Raw genomic sequence first — 15,906 nt, 5'->3', positions numbered from 1 at the left:
AATACAAACGGAGTGCAGACGTCTTTGGTCCGCACTCCGTTTGTTTTTTACGTTATCTATAATCGAAAATGGTTACTTTCTCCAAGCCGCTTCATTCCAGCGGAGCTCGCTGCGGAAACGAACCGGGGAGGTGTCTTTGTCGATCACGACGGTCTCGATCCCCATCATTTCGGCCCAATCCAACAGCTGCTCGGTAGTTACTTCGTAGGAGAATACCGTGTGGTGTGCGCCGCCGGCGAGAATCCAAGCTTCCGCAGAATCGCGCAGAGACGGCTGCGGCTTCCACAGCACGCGAGCAACCGGCAGGTTCGGCATTTCCTGTGTCGGCTCTACAGCATCAACCTCGTTGACGAGTAAGCGGAAACGATGGCCGATATCGATAATGGAGGCGTTCAAGGCTTTGCCGCTGCGGCCGTTAAAGACGAGACGCGCCGGATCGGCCTTGCCGCCGATGCCGAGCGGATGCACCTCAACCTTCGGCTTCGTCGCCGCGATTGTCGGGCAAATTTCCAGCATATGTGCGCCAAGCACAAGCTCGTTGCCCGGCTCCATATGGTAGGTGTAATCTTCCATGAAGGAGGTGCCTTCATTGCCGGCAATGATTTTCATCAAACGGACTAGCGCCGCCGTTTTCCAGTCACCCTCGCCGCCAAAGCCGTAGCCTTCGGCCATGAGACGCTGTACAGCGAGACCAGGGAGCTGCTTCATGCCGTGTAGGTCCTCGAAGGTGGTCGTAAAGGCGCCGAAGCCGCCTTCGGTCAGGAATGCTTTCATGCCGAGCTCGATGCGCGCCTGCTCGCGGATCGAATCGCGTACAGCGCCGTCCGTGCGGCCTGCAGGAACGATGTCGTACAGCTCCGCGTATTCGTCCATGAGGCGGTTCACCTCAGCGTCCGAAATTTCGTTCATCTTGGCGACAAGATCGCCGATGCCGTAGCCGTTCACCGACCAGCCGAAGCGGATTTGCGCCTCCACCTTGTCGCCTTCGGTCACGGCGACCTGGCGCATATTGTCGCCGAAGCGGGCGACCTTCAGCTTGCGGCTTTCCGTGGCAGCGACAGCCGTACGCACCCAGCCGCCGATGCGGGCGCGAACCGCAGGGTCCTCCCAGTAGCCGACGACAACTTTACGGGCAACGCCCATACGCGCGCCGATAAAGCCGTATTCACGGTCGCCGTGCGCCGCTTGGTTCAGGTTCATGAAATCCATGTCGATGGAATCCCACGGAATATCGCGGTTGTACTGCGTGTGCAGGTGAAGCAGCGGCTTACGCAGCTCGGAAAGGCCGGCAATCCACATCTTCGCAGGGGAGAACGTATGCATCCACGTAATGATGCCTGCGCAGTTTTCGTCTGCATTTGCTTCGAGGCAAAGCCTGCGGATGGCATCCGGTGTCGTCAGCACCGGTTTAAATACGATTTTGCAGGGGATTGCCGAATCCTGGTCCAGACCCTCGGCCATTTCGCGGGAGTGGGCCGCGACCTGCTCGAGCGTTTCCGGGCCGTACAGATGCTGGCTGCCGGTTACAAACCAAAATTCATAAGCCTTAATAATATCGATCATGGATGATTCCTCCTTAAATAATGACAGCGTTATGCTGGAGAATGGAGAAGCTTGGATGAAAAGTGGATCAAAATGGATCAAAACGGGTTACGCCGGTGCCAAGTGCCGAGCGCCGAATGGCGAGTGCTGAGCCCCGGGCACCAGACGGGTTGAAGCTATAAATTAGGAACGTGCCAAATCACGGATCGATTTCAAACGCTTCATCACATCATTGGCGCCGCGTCCGAAATAATCATGCAGCAGGCGGTATTCCTGATACAGCTTTTCGTAAATTTCCGCGTTTTCCTTAATCGGCTTGAACGTTTCCTCACGAACGCGGGCCATCTTCTGCGCCGCTTCGACGATCGTATCGTAGCCGCCGTTCGCCGAGCCGGCCGCGACCGCGCCGAACATCGCTGCGCCAAGCGCCGGAGTCTGCTTCGAATCGGCGATCTTTATTTCGCGGTTCGTTACGTCCGCGTAAATCTGCATGAGCAGCCGATTCTTTTGCGGCAGGCCGCCGCAGGCGTACAGCTCGTGTACCTCCACGCCATTGGAGTGGAAAGCGTCGATAATCGTGCGCGTGCCGTAAGCCGTCGCCTCAAGCAGCGCGCGGTACATTTCCTCCGGCTTCGTCTGAAGCGTATAGCCGAGCATTAGACCGCTCAGCTCGGTATCGACGAGAATGGAGCGGTTGCCGTTCCACCAGTCGAGTGCGAGCAGCCCGGATTCGCCCGGACGATACTGGGAAGCCTGCTTCTCCAGCCAAACGTGCACGTTCACGCCTTCCTTTGTAGCCGCCTCATGCACGTAAGCGGGAACGCACTGCTCCACGAACCAGGCGAAAATATCGCCGACGGCGGATTGGCCGGCCTCGTACCCGAGGTAGCCCGGGATAATGCCGTCCTCGACGACGCCGCACATGCCCTCCACACGCTGCTCCTTCGTGCCGAGCAGCATGTGGCAAATCGAGGTGCCCATCGCCATCACGAGCTTACCTGGGGTAACCACTCCGACGCCCGGCACAGCCGCGTGGGCGTCGACATTGCCAACGGCCACGGCGGTGCCTGGGCGAAGGCCCATATGCGCGGCCATCTGCTCCGTGAGGCCGCCAGCCTTGGTGCCGAGCGGCACGACCTCGCCGCGCAGCTTCGTTTCGATCAGCGTTTCCAGCCGCGGATCGAGCGCCTTCAAAAACTCGGCCGCAGGGTAGCCGTCCTGCTTATGCCAAATCGACTTGTAGCCGGCGGTGCAGCTGTTGCGCAAAATCGTACCGGTCATTTGCGACACAACCCAGTCCGTCGCCTCGAGGAATAGATCCGCCTTCTCGTATACGTCCGGCGCTTCGTCGAGGATTTGCCATACCTTCGCAAACATCCATTCGGACGAAATTTTGCCGCCGTAGCGCGGCAGGAACGCTTCGCCGCGCTCCTCGGCGATCTGATTTAAGCGGTTCGCCTCATCCTGCGCCGCGTGATGCTTCCACAGCTTTACCCAGCTGTGCGGGTTGTCCTTCCACTCCGGGGCAAAGCACAGCGGCTCCCCCTGCGGATCCACAGGCAGCATCGTGCAGGCCGTGAAATCGATGCCGATGCCGATGACATCGTCGGGGTTCACGCCCGACTCTTGCATGACTGCCGGCACGGAACGCTTCAGCACCTCAAGGTAATCGTTCGGATGCTGCAGGGCCCATTCATGCCCGAGCTTAATGCCGCTTTCCGGCAGCGCCTCGTCGATGACGCCGTGCGGGTAAGGCGTCACATGCTCGGCAACCTCTGTGCCGTCGGCCAAGTCAACTAATACCGCGCGTCCCGACTCCGTCCCGTAGTCGACTCCAATTGCGTATTTTTTGCTCATTTTGTGATCCCTCCGGTTTGTCCGTAATAGGCATTGGCGCCATGCTTTCTAAGGAAATGGCGGTCGAGAAGCACCTGCTGCATCGGCTCAGCCGCCGGGTTCAGCGCGAACGTATGCAGCGCCATCTTGGCGACCTCTTCCAACACGACCGCGTTATGCACCGCGTCGTGCGCGTCCTTTCCCCATGCAAACGGGGCATGGGAGTTAACCAGCACGCCGGGCATCTGCACCGGATCGATTCCCGCCTCGCGGAACGTCTCAATGATGACATGGCCGGTTTCCAGCTCGTATGCTCCCTGGATCTCCGCCTCGGTCATGCGGCGGGTGCAGGGGATGGTGCCGTAGAAGTAATCGGCGTGGGTCGTACCAAGCGCCGGAATGTCCTTGCCGGCCTGCGCCCAGCTCGTTGCCCAAGGGGAATGCGTATGCACGATGCCGCCGATTCCAGGAAACGCGCGATACAGCGCGAGGTGAGTCGGGGTGTCGGAGGAAGGCTTCAGGTTTCCTTCGACCACTTCACCGTCTAAATTAAGTACGACTAGGTCGTCTAGCTTCAGCTTTTCGTAGGGAACGCCGCTCGGTTTAATGACGACGAGACCGAGTTCACGATTGACACCGCTTACATTGCCCCACGTAAACGTAACGAGGCCGTACTTTGGCAGATCAAGATTTGCTTCCAGTACGGCCTCTTTTAGCGATTTGAGCACCATAGATCAACTCCTTAAAAAGGTCGTGAATAGATTCTATGGTCATTATACACTTGTACGTACAACTTGACTACAACTTTTTTGTGGAGTTCCGTACAATCAGCTCCGGCTTATACAGCTTACAGAATTCCGCCGAAGCGGGAGACCGGCCTTCGATCATATCGATCAAAATCTGCGCAGCGTCAACGCCCATCTGCATTTTCGGGTGGGAAAGGGTGGTCAGCTTTACTTCCGTAGCCGTTGCGAGAGAGGAATCGTCAAACCCGATAATGGATAAATCGTCAGGGACGGAAAGCCCGCTCTGCCGCGCCGCTTCAAGTAAATGTACGGCCAACTCGTCATTATAGCACACAAAAGCGGTCGGTCTTGCGCTGCCTGACGCCAGCAGCTGCATTGCGATTTCATAGGGACGGGTCCATTTCTCATCCGTCTTATAATGGATGACCATGTCGGGAGACAACGGACAGCTGCGCTCCTGATGCGCTTTAATAAAGCCTTTTAAACGGTTAACGCCCTGCAGGTCATCGGTTTTAAAAAAGCCGGCGATCCGCTGGTGACCGAGAGAGAGCAGATGATCAGCCGCCTGGAAGCCGCCGTCCTCGTCATCGACCATAAGGTACGGACAAGTGATCTCCGGGTAGCGCTGGTTAATCATGATAAAGGGGATATTTTGATACGAGAGGGATAAGTAAAGGCTGACGTTCGGATTTCCCTCGGCACTGCGTGTCGGCTCGATGATCAGCCCGCTGAGCGGCTCGCTCAGCATCATTTCTAGCGCCTCGCGCTCCCGCGCTTTGTCGTTGTCGGTGCTGGAAAGCATCAGGCGGTAGCCTTTTTCCCGGACAGCGGATTCCGCGCCTCGCACAATATGCGGAAAAATATAATCCGAGATGTAGGTCGTCAGGATGCCGACGGTCTGCACCTCATGCGTCTTGGCTGCTGGAGACTGCTCGGAGACAAAGGTTCCTTTGCCCTGCAGCCGGTAAAGTCTGCCCTCCTGCTCGAGTAAGCCGAGCGTTTGGCGTACTGTTTGTCTGCTCATATCGAAGCGATCGGCGATTTCGTTCTCGGACGGCATCTGATCGCCGGGGCGGATGGCGCCGGATTCGATGAGCCCGAGCAGCGTTTCTTTTAATTGTATATATTTCGGTATTTTCTTTTCGATTGTTATGCACCTCAATGTAATTCATGAACTGATTGGTCTATTAAAATCAATATCGGTAATTATAGCATTCACTGAGCTTGTATGTACATGTTGGGCCACCTAAAAAAATTACATAAAAACCTAAAACGGGAGGGTTGGGAACCCGCGCTTTCATCGCATACAATGCTACTATACACAAAATGAAAACACTTACAAAACAGAGGGGTGAGGGCTTTGGAGCAATTAAAACGAATAGCGATACTGTTCGACCGGATCGTCGAAGCGATTGTGCTTTGTATGATGGCGGCGATGACTGTAGTCGTTGTTGTACAGGTTTTTACGAGAAAGTTTGCCAATTACGTGTTCCCGTGGTCCGAGGAGGTGACGCTGCTGCTGCTGGTCTGGTTTTCGTTCCTCGGGATCGCCATCGGCTTCCGCGAAAGGCTTCATCTGGCGATGGATTCTTTCACCAACCGTCTGCCGAAGGGCTTTAATGTCGTTTTGGACAAAGTGATTGCCGCCTGCACCTTTGCGTTTGGCTTCTACCTCGTATACTATGGCTGGGATTTTACGAAGCTGATGCATGCCAACAGCATGCCGGCAACCGGGCTGCCAAGCAGCGTGCAGTATCTCGTGATGCCGCTCACCGGCATACTCGTATGTATTTATTCCCTGCTTCAGGCCTTTAACATCGATACGAGAAGACATGGAGATATGGAGGAGCCTGCCGAATGAATACCACAATCGCCGTCATTATTCTTGTCGCCAGCTTTATCGGCTTTATGCTGCTCCGTTTCCCGATCGCACTGACGATTGCCGGATCAACACTCTTAACGATTTTATATTTGGACATCCCAATGGCCGTGGTCGGACAGCGTATGATTCAGGGCATGAACTCCTATTCCTTATTGGCGATTCCTTTCTTCATATTGGCTGGACAAATTATGAGCGAAGGCGGCCTAGCAATACGTCTCATTAATCTGGCGCAGCTGGCGGTCGGGGCCATACGCGGCGGTCTTGCGCTGGTCAACTGCGTCGCTTGTATGCTGTTCGGCAACATTTCCGGCTCCGCGGCGGCTGACGTATCGTCGATCGGCTCCGTGATGATTCCGACGATGAAGAAGAAGGGCTACGACGCTGATTATTCGGTGGCCGTTACCTCGTCCGCAGCGATTCAAGGCGTCGTTATGCCGCCAAGCCATAACATGATTTTGTATTCCCTTGCCGCAGGCGGCGTTTCGATTTCAAGCTTGTTCCTGGCCGGTATTGTACCGTGCTTGATCCTGCTTACTGTATTAATGACGACAAGCTACATCATTGCCAAAAAGCGCGGTTATGAGAAAGGCGAGCCCGTACAATGGAAGCAGGTTCCGAAAATTATCATGGACGGCTTTTTATCGATGATGACCGGGGTTATTATTCTCGGCGGAATTTTCAGCGGCTGGTTTACGGCAACGGAATCCGGAGCGCTTGCGTGTCTCTATGCTTTTATTATTACGTTTTTCGTTTACCGCGATTTGCCGCTTTCCCATATGTGGGTCATTCTCCGCAAATCGTTCCGTACGGTTGCCATGGTGCTGTTCTTGATCGCGGCCTCCGATGCTTTCGGCTGGGTGCTGGCATACTTGAAAATTCCGGGCATGATCACCGATATGTTCTTAGGAATTTCCGACGATAAATTCGTCATCCTGCTCATGCTGAACATCCTGCTTCTCATTCTTGGCGCTCCGATGGACATGGCGCCGCTGATTTTGATCATGACACCGATCCTGTTCCCGGTTGTCACTTCGCTTGGCGTTGATCCGGTACATTTTGGCGTTATTATGATCTTGAACCTTGGGATCGGGCTGCTCACCCCGCCGGTCGGAACCGTGCTCTTTGTCGGGTGTGCGATCGGAAAGGTGTCTATCGAACGAGGGACCAAGGCGCTCATGCCGTTCTTCCTGGCGATGATTGCCGTTCTGCTGTTGCTCACTTACGTACCGGGCATTGTCATGTGGCTGCCGAATATGTTCAGCGGATCGTGACGATTTCTAAAAAAATTACACAAACAGCTAAAAACGTTTCATAGGGTTTGTATCCGTTTTCATCTATAATGAAAGCGTTCACAGAAAAGCGTTGCAGATTCGTAAAAGGGGAGTGTTATTCGATGAAAATGAAAAAATTCGGCAGTGCACTTGGACTTATTTTAGCTGCGGCACTAACAGTAGCAGGCTGCGGCGGCGGTACGGAGCAGAAGCCTGCAGCGAATCCGGGCGGAGGCGAGAAGCCGGCTGCGGAGGGGCCAAAATATACATTCCGCTTGGCGGAAACGCATCCTGCGGACTACCCGACCACGAAGGGCGATAAGAAATTTGCCGAGCTTGTAAATCAGAAATCAAACGGCCGGATTACGATCGACGTCTTCCCTTCCGCTCAGCTGGGTGAAGAAAAAGCGGTGATCGAGCAGGTTCAGCTCGGAGCGATTGAATTTACCCGCGTCAGCACCGGCGCTTTAGGTGACTTTAATAAAGACTACGGCGTGTTCAGCTTGCCATATATTTTTGACAATGACGATCATGTGTGGAAGTTCCTTCTGAGCGATGACGGCAGCAAGCTTCTCGACAGCCTGGAATCGTCCAAAATGAAGGGTCTTGCTTACTACAGCTCCGGCTCCCGCAGCTTCTATTCCAGCAAGCCGATTACGAAGCTGGAAGATTTGAAGGGCATGAAGATTCGCGTTATTCAAAATAAGATCAACATCGACTTGATGAAGGCACTTGGCGCCAGCGCGACGCCGATGCCGTACGGTGAAGTGTTCAGCTCGCTGCAAACGGGCGTAATCGACGCGGCGGAAAACAACTATCCAAGCTACTATTCCTCTAAGCATTATGAGGTTGCAAAGCACATGCTACTTGACCATCACCAGCGTGTGCCGGAAGTTCTCTTGATCAGCAAAACGACCTGGGATAAGCTTTCCGAGGGCGACCGTAAGATCATTAAGGAAGCTGCCGTAGAATCGATCCAGTACCAGCGCGACGAGTGGAAAAAGTACGAGAAGGAATCAGAGGACAAGGTTCGTGCGGCGGGCGCGACGATTACGGAAGTGAAGGACATCAAGCCGTGGCAGGAAGCGGTAAAACCGATGATCGAAAGCTACCGTGGAGAGTACGGCAAGGTTCTCGACGCCATCGACAAGGCAAGAGCGAAGTAAGGAATCGTAGGAGAAAGAGGCTGCTCTATGGGCCTCTTTCTTCTTGTTTAAGAGGAATCGGGAATGGCGGTGTCGAACTACAAATGTAAACGCTAACATGAAAGTGAGACTCGCTCATGTGGAATCGGCTTCAACACAATATACTGCATATTTTATTTTTGCGGAACTGCTCGCTCTATGTCCGGATGATTATGTACTCGGCGGTGCTTGTTGTCGTTCCGATGGTTGTTGTTGGGGTTGTTTCTTATCATAAGTCCTCGAAGGTGCTGGAGGAGGAGACGGAGCGTTACAGCCTGCAGCTGATTGATCAAGTGAAATATCATGTGGAAGATTATATTCGCGATATTGAAATCAATATGATCAAAATTACGAATAACCCGGATGTCATCCGGTTTTTGCGCATGCGGACATCAGAGGAGATCGTAGAAAGCGGGATTCGCGAGCAAATACGCCAGGTGCTTATGAATGCCGCCTATTCGCGTTCGGATATTTCAAACATCACGCTGTTTCTCGAGGATGTGCAAATTATTGACTCCTCGTTTCGAGGCACCCACTATCCCGCTGCCAATGTCGTGAATGAGTATTGGTATCAATCGCTGCCGATGAACGGAGAAACGAAGGTCATTTCCCGGGTGATAAAGCTCCAGGAGCGGGAGCAGCCGGTAATTACCATCGTCAGACGTTTGTTCAGCCCGCAGACGCTGGAGCCGGTCGGTTTAATTATGTTTGATGTCAACTTTAAACGGTTGGAAGAGATGGCGAAGCTGATTAATGTGGGCCGGACTGGGTATATGTTCATTTTGGATGAGCAGGGTCACTATGTGTATTCTCCAGCCTTGGGCAATATCGGGAAGCCATTTGAGCTCTTTTCGGCGGAACAGATGCAGAAGGCGGGCAGGGGCTCCTTCATTCTTGAATCGGAAACACCTTACTTTTATATATTCAGCCACTCCTTCTCGCTCAAATGGACCTTGGTAACTGCGGTGCCCTATCGCGAGCTGACGGAAAATATCGGGCATATCGGCAGGACGATTTTGATTACCGTTACGATCACCTTGATTCTTGCTTATTTGCTGGCGGCTGGCCTTGCGGCAAGTATAGTGAGACCGATTCGCAAGCTGCAGCAGGTGATGAAGCGGGTGGAGGTCGGCGATTTTGACAATAAGGTGGATATTGAAGCAAAGGATGAAATCGGCTATTTATCCCATGGCTTTAATCATATGGCGGCGAAGCTGAGAAATTTGCTGGAGGAGGTTTATGTCTCCAAGCTGAGAGAAACGGAGCTCTCCTTGCGGCAGCGGGAAACCGAGCTGAAGGTGCTGCAGTCCCAGATGAACCCGCATTTTTTATACAATTCGCTTGAAACGATTCGCGGTATGGCCTTGATGCATGACCGGGACGAAATCGCTGATATGTCGGCGGCTTTAGCGAAGCTGATGCGCTACAACGTCAAAACAAGAGCGTCGACCGTCACGCTGGAGCAGGAAATGAGGATGTGCGGCGTCTATTTGACGATACAGAAATACCGTTACGAGGATAAGCTTGATTATGTGTTTGATATCCCGGATTGGGCGCTGGATCAGCTGTTGGTGAAGTTTTCGCTTCAGCCTTTAGTAGAAAACTGCGTCGTTCACGGTGTGGAAACCGGAGTAGACAAAGTATCGATCCGGATTACCGCAATAAAAGATTCGGACAGCTGCTTTATCGTTGAGGTACATGATGACGGGGCTGGAATTACGCCGGAACGGCTGCAGTTTATTTATGAAAAGCTGGAGGATGACGATGTATCCAGCGGCGGCGCTCACATCGGCGTTGCCAACGTGCATCGGAGAACGCAGTTTATTTTTGGCGAAGAATATGGAATTACGATTGAAAGCGGCGGGGAGCTAAAAGGGACGGCTGTACGCATACGATTACCTTATCGTGACATCGTGAAGAAGGGGGAGGCTTCCGGATGAAGTTCCGTATATTAATTGTCGACGACGAAAAATGGGTTCGCAGCGTCATTCGTAAAATGGTGGAGAAGACGGGGCTGCCTTTTACCGTTGTTCATGAGTGTGCAAATGGGGTGGAGGCGCTGGACTGGCTTCAAGAGCATACAGCGGACTTATTATTGGCAGATATCCGTATGCCCGTGATGGACGGATTGTCTTTTATCGAGCAGCTCGGCGCGAAGGCTGGTTCGACTGATGTGGCGATTATTAGCGGTCATGACGATTTTGAATATGCAAGACAGGCGATTCGCCTAGGGGTTGTTGATTACCTGCTGAAGCCGGTTGACGAGCAGGATATGAGAAAAATGCTGACAAAGTGGATGGGACGCAGAGCAGAGTCGGAAAAGGAAACGGTTCAGCGTGAGATCGAGGATTGCGCAGGGTTATCACCGGTTGAAAAGGTCATGCAATATATCGGGGAGCATATGACCAGCGGTGAGATTACCCTTCAGGATGCTGCCAAGCATGTTCATCTCAATCCGAGTTATCTCAGCCAACTGTTTAAACAACAGACAGGGCAGAACTTTGTCGATTATGTAACCGGCTTGCGGATGAAGGAAGCGCAAAAATGGCTGCGGCATACGTCGCTGCGCATTGCCGAGATCGCGGAGCGGCTTGGTTATTCGGATCAATCGTACTTTAGCAACCAATTCCGCAAATGGACGGGGTATACGCCCTCGGAGTATCGAAAGACGGCGCAAAGCGTGGAAACTCGTGCGATAGAGCAATAGGAAATCAAATAAAGCGATTAGCGCAGTGGTAAGAAACCGATGGCTGATCCTCTAATAAGCTGCTCCGAATGCGGATGCAGCTTTTTTGCTCTGTTGTTCTCGGTGGCGGGAAGAAAGGAGGGAGCTGCGTTGAATGGAGGAAAAAATGGGACAATCGCAGCATAAGAGTAAATTATATGTTAAATTAGTTAACACAACTAACGCTTTTTGGATATTTGTGTTATATAATATTACATATACTTGGGTTTTGGTTTGAAATGATGGGAGGGGCAGCTATGCAACTAACGGTGGAAGAGGCGCTATCCATATATCCTTTATCTCAAGCGAAGCTGGTTGCAGGCCGCGGGGGAACCGCTCGGGTCATGCGTTCCGTCAATGTTATGGATGCCCCGGATATTGCGGATTGGACGAAATCGGGCGAGATGCTGTTTACAACTGCCTTCTTAATGAAGGATGCGCCGGATGAAGCGCATTTCCTGCTGAAAAAGCTGAATGACCGGGGCTGTGCTGGGCTCGGCATCAAGCTCGGCCGTTTTTGGAATGAGATTCCGGGCACGCTGGTGGAAGAGGCGGAACGTTTAGATTTTCCGCTGCTGGAGCTTCCGTTTCAATTCACCTTTTCCGACCAAATGAATGCTTTATTTAATGCGGAATATGCGCGGCATACAAAGATGCTGCACGCTGTGCTGGAAAAGCAAAAACGGTTAATGCAGTATGCGCTGAAGCAGGACGATCATTTAAATGTGTTTCATATTTTATCCGGTATTCTCGGGTATCCGATTGCTGTCGTCGGAGCACGAGGTCATGTCCTCTATAATACGACGTCGTCTACGGATGCACAGCTTTTAGCGGGCTGGCCTTGGAAGCCGGTTTATTATCGCGGTTACGGGGAGACGGCCCAAACGATTCGAGTTCCGATCGGTAACGGAGAAGAGTGCTACGGCTTTCTTCTTGTACACGCACAGGGCTGGTCGCGGAATAAGGCGGAAGAAGGGCTGTTTGTGCAGGCGGCCGAGGTGCTTGCCTATCATATGGGGGTCATGCACAGCAGTTACATGCAGCATACCGTACAAAATGATCTTGGCTCGCTAGTGAATCAATATTTACGGAAATCGATAGATGCAGAGGAGCTCGTGCAGCGCTCAACGGAGGCGGGGTATACGCTTCTGGGGGAATCCTTTCAATGTGTCCTTGCGGTAAGCGGGGAACGGAAGGCGCAGGCGCATTCCTCCAAGACGCTTAAGCAAATTCGGCAGGAGCTGCAGTTTCACTCCAAGTCCCAAACGCTGAAAGGTCAGCATGTACTTACTGAAGATGGACTATTATCGGTTTATTCTTGTCCCGACAATCAAGATCGTTCGGCGGAACTGGCGCGAATGATGCGGAAGCAGTTTGGCGATATGCTGGGTGCGGAAGGCGGTGGCGAGGCGCGTTTTTACATTAGCAGAGTCAAAATGAAGCCGGATGGTCTGTACGAGGCGTATCAAGAGTGTTTAGAGACTGAGCGATTGTCCGTGCTGCTTGGGATCAAGGAGCTGGCGCTGCCATTTGAATCGGTAGAGCTGGCCTATGTGTTTCAGCACGTTCCGAAGCAGGCGATGGAAACCTACTGCCGTAAAATTTTGCAGCCGCTGCTCGTCAAGGATGAGGACTACGCACAAGAGATGCTGCGTACGCTTCAGGCATTTGTAGAGAATGACGGCCAGGTTAATGAAGCGGCGAAGCAGTTGTTCATCCACCGAAATACGGTTACCTATCGGCTGGAGAAGATGGGGGACCTGCTGCAAATTGATTTCAAGAAAATGAACGACCTGCTGAAGCTGAAAATCTTGTTTTTGTTCCGGCAATTTATGTAGCTGAGAAGCGGCCTTGATGGCGGCAACGGATAATTAGGCACACATGCTTTGGGGGGCGAGGGAATGGCGGATGTAGTCGATATTCTAAGCCGAGCGGTTCGCGCAGGCGATGAAGCTGTTTTGGCGACGCTTGTACAGGTCGAGGGCTCTTCTTACAGGCAGGCGGGAACGATGATGCTGCTGCAGCAAGGCCATCCTGGGTTTGGGATGCTGAGTGCGGGATGCTTGGAAGCTGATTTGTGCGCAAGAATGGAAATGGGAGGCGGAGCGGCTACGGCCCCCGGACTGCATATGTACGATATGAGTGCGGAGGATGACCTTGGCTGGGGGGCCGGAGCGGGCTGCAACGGCGTGCTGCATATTTTGACGGAGCCTCTTAGTTTCCCGCTGCGCGCTGCGCTTTCCGAAGCGGAGCTGCTCTTAAAGGCGGGGCGTTCTTGTACGTTTATTCGTACGATTTCAGCTGACTGGACAAAAATTGAATATGAGGTTTGGGATACAGGCGGTTCTATGGCTCGCGAGAATCAAGCACACCAGGGACAGGAGCCGTGCTGGGAGCAGCAAATGGACGGTACGCAAACAATTACGCAGCATTTCGATCCGAAGCCGAGATTGATCGTTTATGGCGCGGGTGCGGATGCAAAGCTTGTCGTGACGCTTGCCGCCGCTGCGGGCTTTCAGGTTTGGCTTTGCGATTGGAGAGAAGGATTGCTGCGGCCCGATAACTTTCCTCAGGCGCATCGTTTCGTGGCTGCGGGGTCCGCTGCTGGACTGGCCGATGCTGTTGGGGTTAAGGAAACGGATTATGTGCTTGTGATGACTCATCAATATGATCGGGACCGGGAGCTGCTTTTTATATTGAAGGAACGTCCGCCAGTCTATGCCGGGCTGCTCGGTTCAAGACGCCGCGCGGAGAAGCTTCTCGCTGGGGAGCCTGCACCGGAATGGCTTCATGCCCCGGTAGGGCTTGAGATTGGAGCGGAAGGCCCGGAGCAGATTGCAGTAAGCATTGTAGCGGAATTGATCCGAGTAAAGCAGTACAGACATCGAGGAGGGGTGCAATATGAAAGGGAGCGAAGGTCCGGTGGTGGCGATTTATCTCGCCGCCGGATCTAGCAGTCGGATGGGCGAGCCGAAGCTGTCTTTGCCGGCAGGCGAGGCGGCACTCGGTACTTTGGCGCTGCAAGCCGTGCTGGATTCGGAGGTGGATCACACGATTGTGGTCATACAGGAAGATCGCGAGACCGGATGGATCGGCCGCTTTCTAGGGGAGCGGCTCGACGGTACTTGGTCGCTCGTCGTATGCCGCGAGGCGGAATCGGGCATGGCTTATTCCATTCGCTGCGGCATTAAGGAGGCGGTCGCCAAAGGAGCGCGGGCGGCCGTATTTGTTCTGGCCGACCAGCCGTTTATCACACGATTGATGATCAATCGGCTGCTTCGGGCAGAAAGGGATAACCCCGGGGCAGGGTTTGTGGCTTCGGGCGACGATGGCACTCCGAAGCCACCGGTCTGGTTCAGCCGGAGACTGTTTCCCGAGCTGCTGCGTCTTGAAGGGGACGAGGGCGCACGGAAATTGCTTCGGCAGCCGGAGCAGTTCGGAGGGGTGCGGGTGGATTTCGCGGAACGCCGGTGCTTTATGGATATCGATACGCCTGAGGATTATGCAAACGCCCGCCGTTATTTTGGCATGGAATGAGAGGGGGGCGGAGGTTATTGGAGGAAGCTGCGGAGCTGCGGAATCTGCCTAATGGGACTGCCCTTGTCGTATAGATCCCGACTGAAATAATGCCGCTGGCAGGGAATTTGTCAGCGGCTTTTTGCATGTGAGGGAAAGGGCGCACATCTTGTTTGCACGAACCTAACCGCAGCTTGTATGCGTTTGTAGAGAGCGGATGGCGGATGTCGTAAGGCGGTTCGCCAACGATACTGGCCGAGTGATCGTGCGCCATTCACAAATGGAGAGGCCCGTGTTAGATAAATTAACAAAAAGCGCTGTTATTCGTTGTCGCCTGTCTTGCTGCTTCTTACAATGAGAACAAAGAGGAGGTGCTCCCTTGTTTCGTTATACAGGAAATGCTTATGACCGCAAGTTTTTACCGCGCTTAACCACTGTCGAAGTTGCGTCACTTCCCAAAGACGGCACACTGCTCGTGCTGCCTGTTGGTGCAGTAGAACAGCATGGCGCCCATTTGCCGGTGTTTACGGATACGCTTCTTGGAGAAGCGATGCTGTACGAGGCGTTTGAACGGCTGCCGGAGGAGGCCCCCGTTTGGCTGCTGCCCTCGGTCAGCTATGGGAAAAGCGGCGAGCACCTCGGGCACGCAGGGACGATTACCTTATCGGCGCAAACGATGATGGCGCTGCTGCTGGACATTGCCTCCAGCCTGCAGCGAAGCGGGTTTCGGAAGCTGGTGCTTTTTAATACGCACGGGGGCAATGTTGATGTTCTCAATATGATGGCGCGTGATATTCGCATCGCGACAGGGCTTGCCGTGTTTCGGCTTGATCCGGGGACGCTTCAGCTGTCCGAAGGGCTTGTTACCGATGAGGAGCAGCGCTGCGGAATTCATGGCGGCGATGTGGAAACCTCGCTGGTGATGGCGATTCAGCGCCACTGGGTGCAAGCTGGGCATGCGGTGAAGGAAATCCCGGAATTCCCGGAAACGAAAGCCATGTCGCTGCGGCAAAAATCGTTTGCCTGGACGACGAATGATATATCGTCCAGCGGTATTGCCGGAGACGCGACGGCTGCAACGGAGGAAAAGGGGAGGGAGCTGCTGCGGAGGGCAGGGGCTGTCATTGCCGAGTCTTTGCTGGAAATGGCCGCGTTTGAGATGACATCGATCAAACGGGAGGGTGTGATGCGATGAGTACGGCAG

The 15,906-nt window shown here is 53.6% G+C and carries 13 protein-coding genes; 9 read left to right on the top strand and 4 right to left on the bottom strand.

All coding sequences use genetic code 11. The features are described from left to right. Positions 1-72 precede the first annotated feature (72 nt). From araA to GQS10_RS02585, 4 genes are all read right to left on the bottom strand, one after another. Complete coding sequence (gene araA, locus GQS10_RS02600; RefSeq protein ID WP_166238702.1) at positions 73-1,563, bottom strand: L-arabinose isomerase; 1,491 nt, start codon at positions 1,561-1,563, stop codon at positions 73-75. Between the two features lie 162 nt (positions 1,564-1,725). Further along, complete coding sequence (locus GQS10_RS02595; protein ID WP_166238700.1) at positions 1,726-3,399, bottom strand: ribulokinase; 1,674 nt, start codon at positions 3,397-3,399, stop codon at positions 1,726-1,728. Beyond that, a complete protein-coding gene (gene araD, locus GQS10_RS02590; protein ID WP_166238922.1) occupies positions 3,396-4,106 on the bottom strand; it encodes an L-ribulose-5-phosphate 4-epimerase in 711 nt (236 codons plus the stop codon). Before araD ends, GQS10_RS02595 begins: the two co-directional genes overlap by 4 nt. A gap of 70 nt (positions 4,107-4,176) precedes the next feature. Then, positions 4,177-5,277: a GntR family transcriptional regulator gene (locus GQS10_RS02585; protein ID WP_341804999.1), complete on the bottom strand. Its 1,101-nt coding sequence runs from the start codon at positions 5,275-5,277 to the stop codon at positions 4,177-4,179. 207 nt (positions 5,278-5,484) lie between these two features. On the opposite strand from GQS10_RS02585, the gene GQS10_RS02580 reads away from it, so the two are divergent. The 9 genes from GQS10_RS02580 to GQS10_RS02540 all read left to right on the top strand — a co-directional run bounded on the left by GQS10_RS02580 (position 5,485) and on the right by GQS10_RS02540 (position 15,897). Next, a complete protein-coding gene (locus GQS10_RS02580; RefSeq protein ID WP_166238698.1) occupies positions 5,485-5,985 on the top strand; it encodes a TRAP transporter small permease in 501 nt (166 codons plus the stop codon). Next, a complete protein-coding gene (locus GQS10_RS02575; protein ID WP_166238696.1) occupies positions 5,982-7,277 on the top strand; it encodes a TRAP transporter large permease in 1,296 nt (431 codons plus the stop codon). The genes GQS10_RS02580 and GQS10_RS02575 overlap by 4 nt, the downstream gene beginning before the upstream one ends. Before the next feature lie 122 nt (positions 7,278-7,399). Beyond that, positions 7,400-8,443 (top strand): TRAP transporter substrate-binding protein, encoded by a 1,044-nt coding sequence (locus GQS10_RS02570; RefSeq protein ID WP_166238694.1) that lies wholly within the window; start codon positions 7,400-7,402, stop codon positions 8,441-8,443. Between the two features lie 185 nt (positions 8,444-8,628). After that, positions 8,629-10,401, top strand: coding sequence for a sensor histidine kinase (locus tag GQS10_RS02565; RefSeq protein WP_166238693.1), 1,773 nt, complete (start codon positions 8,629-8,631; stop codon positions 10,399-10,401). Further along, entirely contained in the window at positions 10,398-11,168 is a 771-nt protein-coding gene (locus tag GQS10_RS02560; protein WP_166238691.1) for a response regulator transcription factor, read from the top strand. Before GQS10_RS02565 ends, GQS10_RS02560 begins: the two co-directional genes overlap by 4 nt. 275 nt (positions 11,169-11,443) lie before the next feature. Continuing rightward, positions 11,444-13,024 carry a PucR family transcriptional regulator gene (locus GQS10_RS02555; RefSeq protein WP_166238689.1) on the top strand — a complete coding sequence of 527 codons (1,581 nt, stop codon included), beginning with the start codon at positions 11,444-11,446 and terminating at the stop codon, positions 13,022-13,024. A gap of 63 nt (positions 13,025-13,087) precedes the next feature. Next, positions 13,088-14,140, top strand: a complete 1,053-nt coding sequence (locus tag GQS10_RS02550) for an XdhC family protein (RefSeq protein WP_166238687.1) — start codon at positions 13,088-13,090, stop codon at positions 14,138-14,140. Then, on the top strand, positions 14,088-14,723 hold the full coding sequence (locus tag GQS10_RS02545; protein WP_166238685.1) for a nucleotidyltransferase family protein: 636 nt from the start codon (positions 14,088-14,090) through the stop codon (positions 14,721-14,723). The genes GQS10_RS02550 and GQS10_RS02545 overlap by 53 nt, the downstream gene beginning before the upstream one ends. A gap of 358 nt (positions 14,724-15,081) precedes the next feature. Then, positions 15,082-15,897: a creatininase family protein gene (locus GQS10_RS02540; RefSeq protein ID WP_166238683.1), complete on the top strand. Its 816-nt coding sequence runs from the start codon at positions 15,082-15,084 to the stop codon at positions 15,895-15,897. Positions 15,898-15,906 lie beyond the last annotated feature (9 nt).

It is taken from the genome of Paenibacillus turpanensis, from assembly GCF_011421635.1.
Classification (GTDB): domain Bacteria; phylum Bacillota; class Bacilli; order Paenibacillales; family YIM-B00363; genus Paenibacillus_AK; species Paenibacillus_AK turpanensis.
The sequence above is the reverse complement of the archived record's forward strand: the minus strand, read 5'-3'. Positions and strand labels throughout refer to the sequence as shown.

Excerpts from the sequence above, each read along its gene's own strand:
- GQS10_RS02565 (WP_166238693.1), top strand. The coding sequence starts at position 8,629 with ATGATTATGTACTCGGCGGTGCTTGTTGTCGTTCCGATGGTTGTTGTT.
- araA (WP_166238702.1), bottom strand. The coding sequence starts at position 1,563 with ATGATCGATATTATTAAGGCTTATGAATTTTGGTTTGTAACCGGCAGC.
- GQS10_RS02595 (WP_166238700.1), bottom strand. The coding sequence starts at position 3,399 with ATGAGCAAAAAATACGCAATTGGAGTCGACTACGGGACGGAGTCGGGA.
- GQS10_RS02560 (WP_166238691.1), top strand. The coding sequence starts at position 10,398 with ATGAAGTTCCGTATATTAATTGTCGACGACGAAAAATGGGTTCGCAGC.
- GQS10_RS02570 (WP_166238694.1), top strand. The coding sequence starts at position 7,400 with ATGAAAATGAAAAAATTCGGCAGTGCACTTGGACTTATTTTAGCTGCG.
- GQS10_RS02555 (WP_166238689.1), top strand. The coding sequence starts at position 11,444 with ATGCAACTAACGGTGGAAGAGGCGCTATCCATATATCCTTTATCTCAA.
- GQS10_RS02545 (WP_166238685.1), top strand. The coding sequence starts at position 14,088 with ATGAAAGGGAGCGAAGGTCCGGTGGTGGCGATTTATCTCGCCGCCGGA.
- GQS10_RS02575 (WP_166238696.1), top strand. The coding sequence starts at position 5,982 with ATGAATACCACAATCGCCGTCATTATTCTTGTCGCCAGCTTTATCGGC.
- GQS10_RS02550 (WP_166238687.1), top strand. The coding sequence starts at position 13,088 with ATGGCGGATGTAGTCGATATTCTAAGCCGAGCGGTTCGCGCAGGCGAT.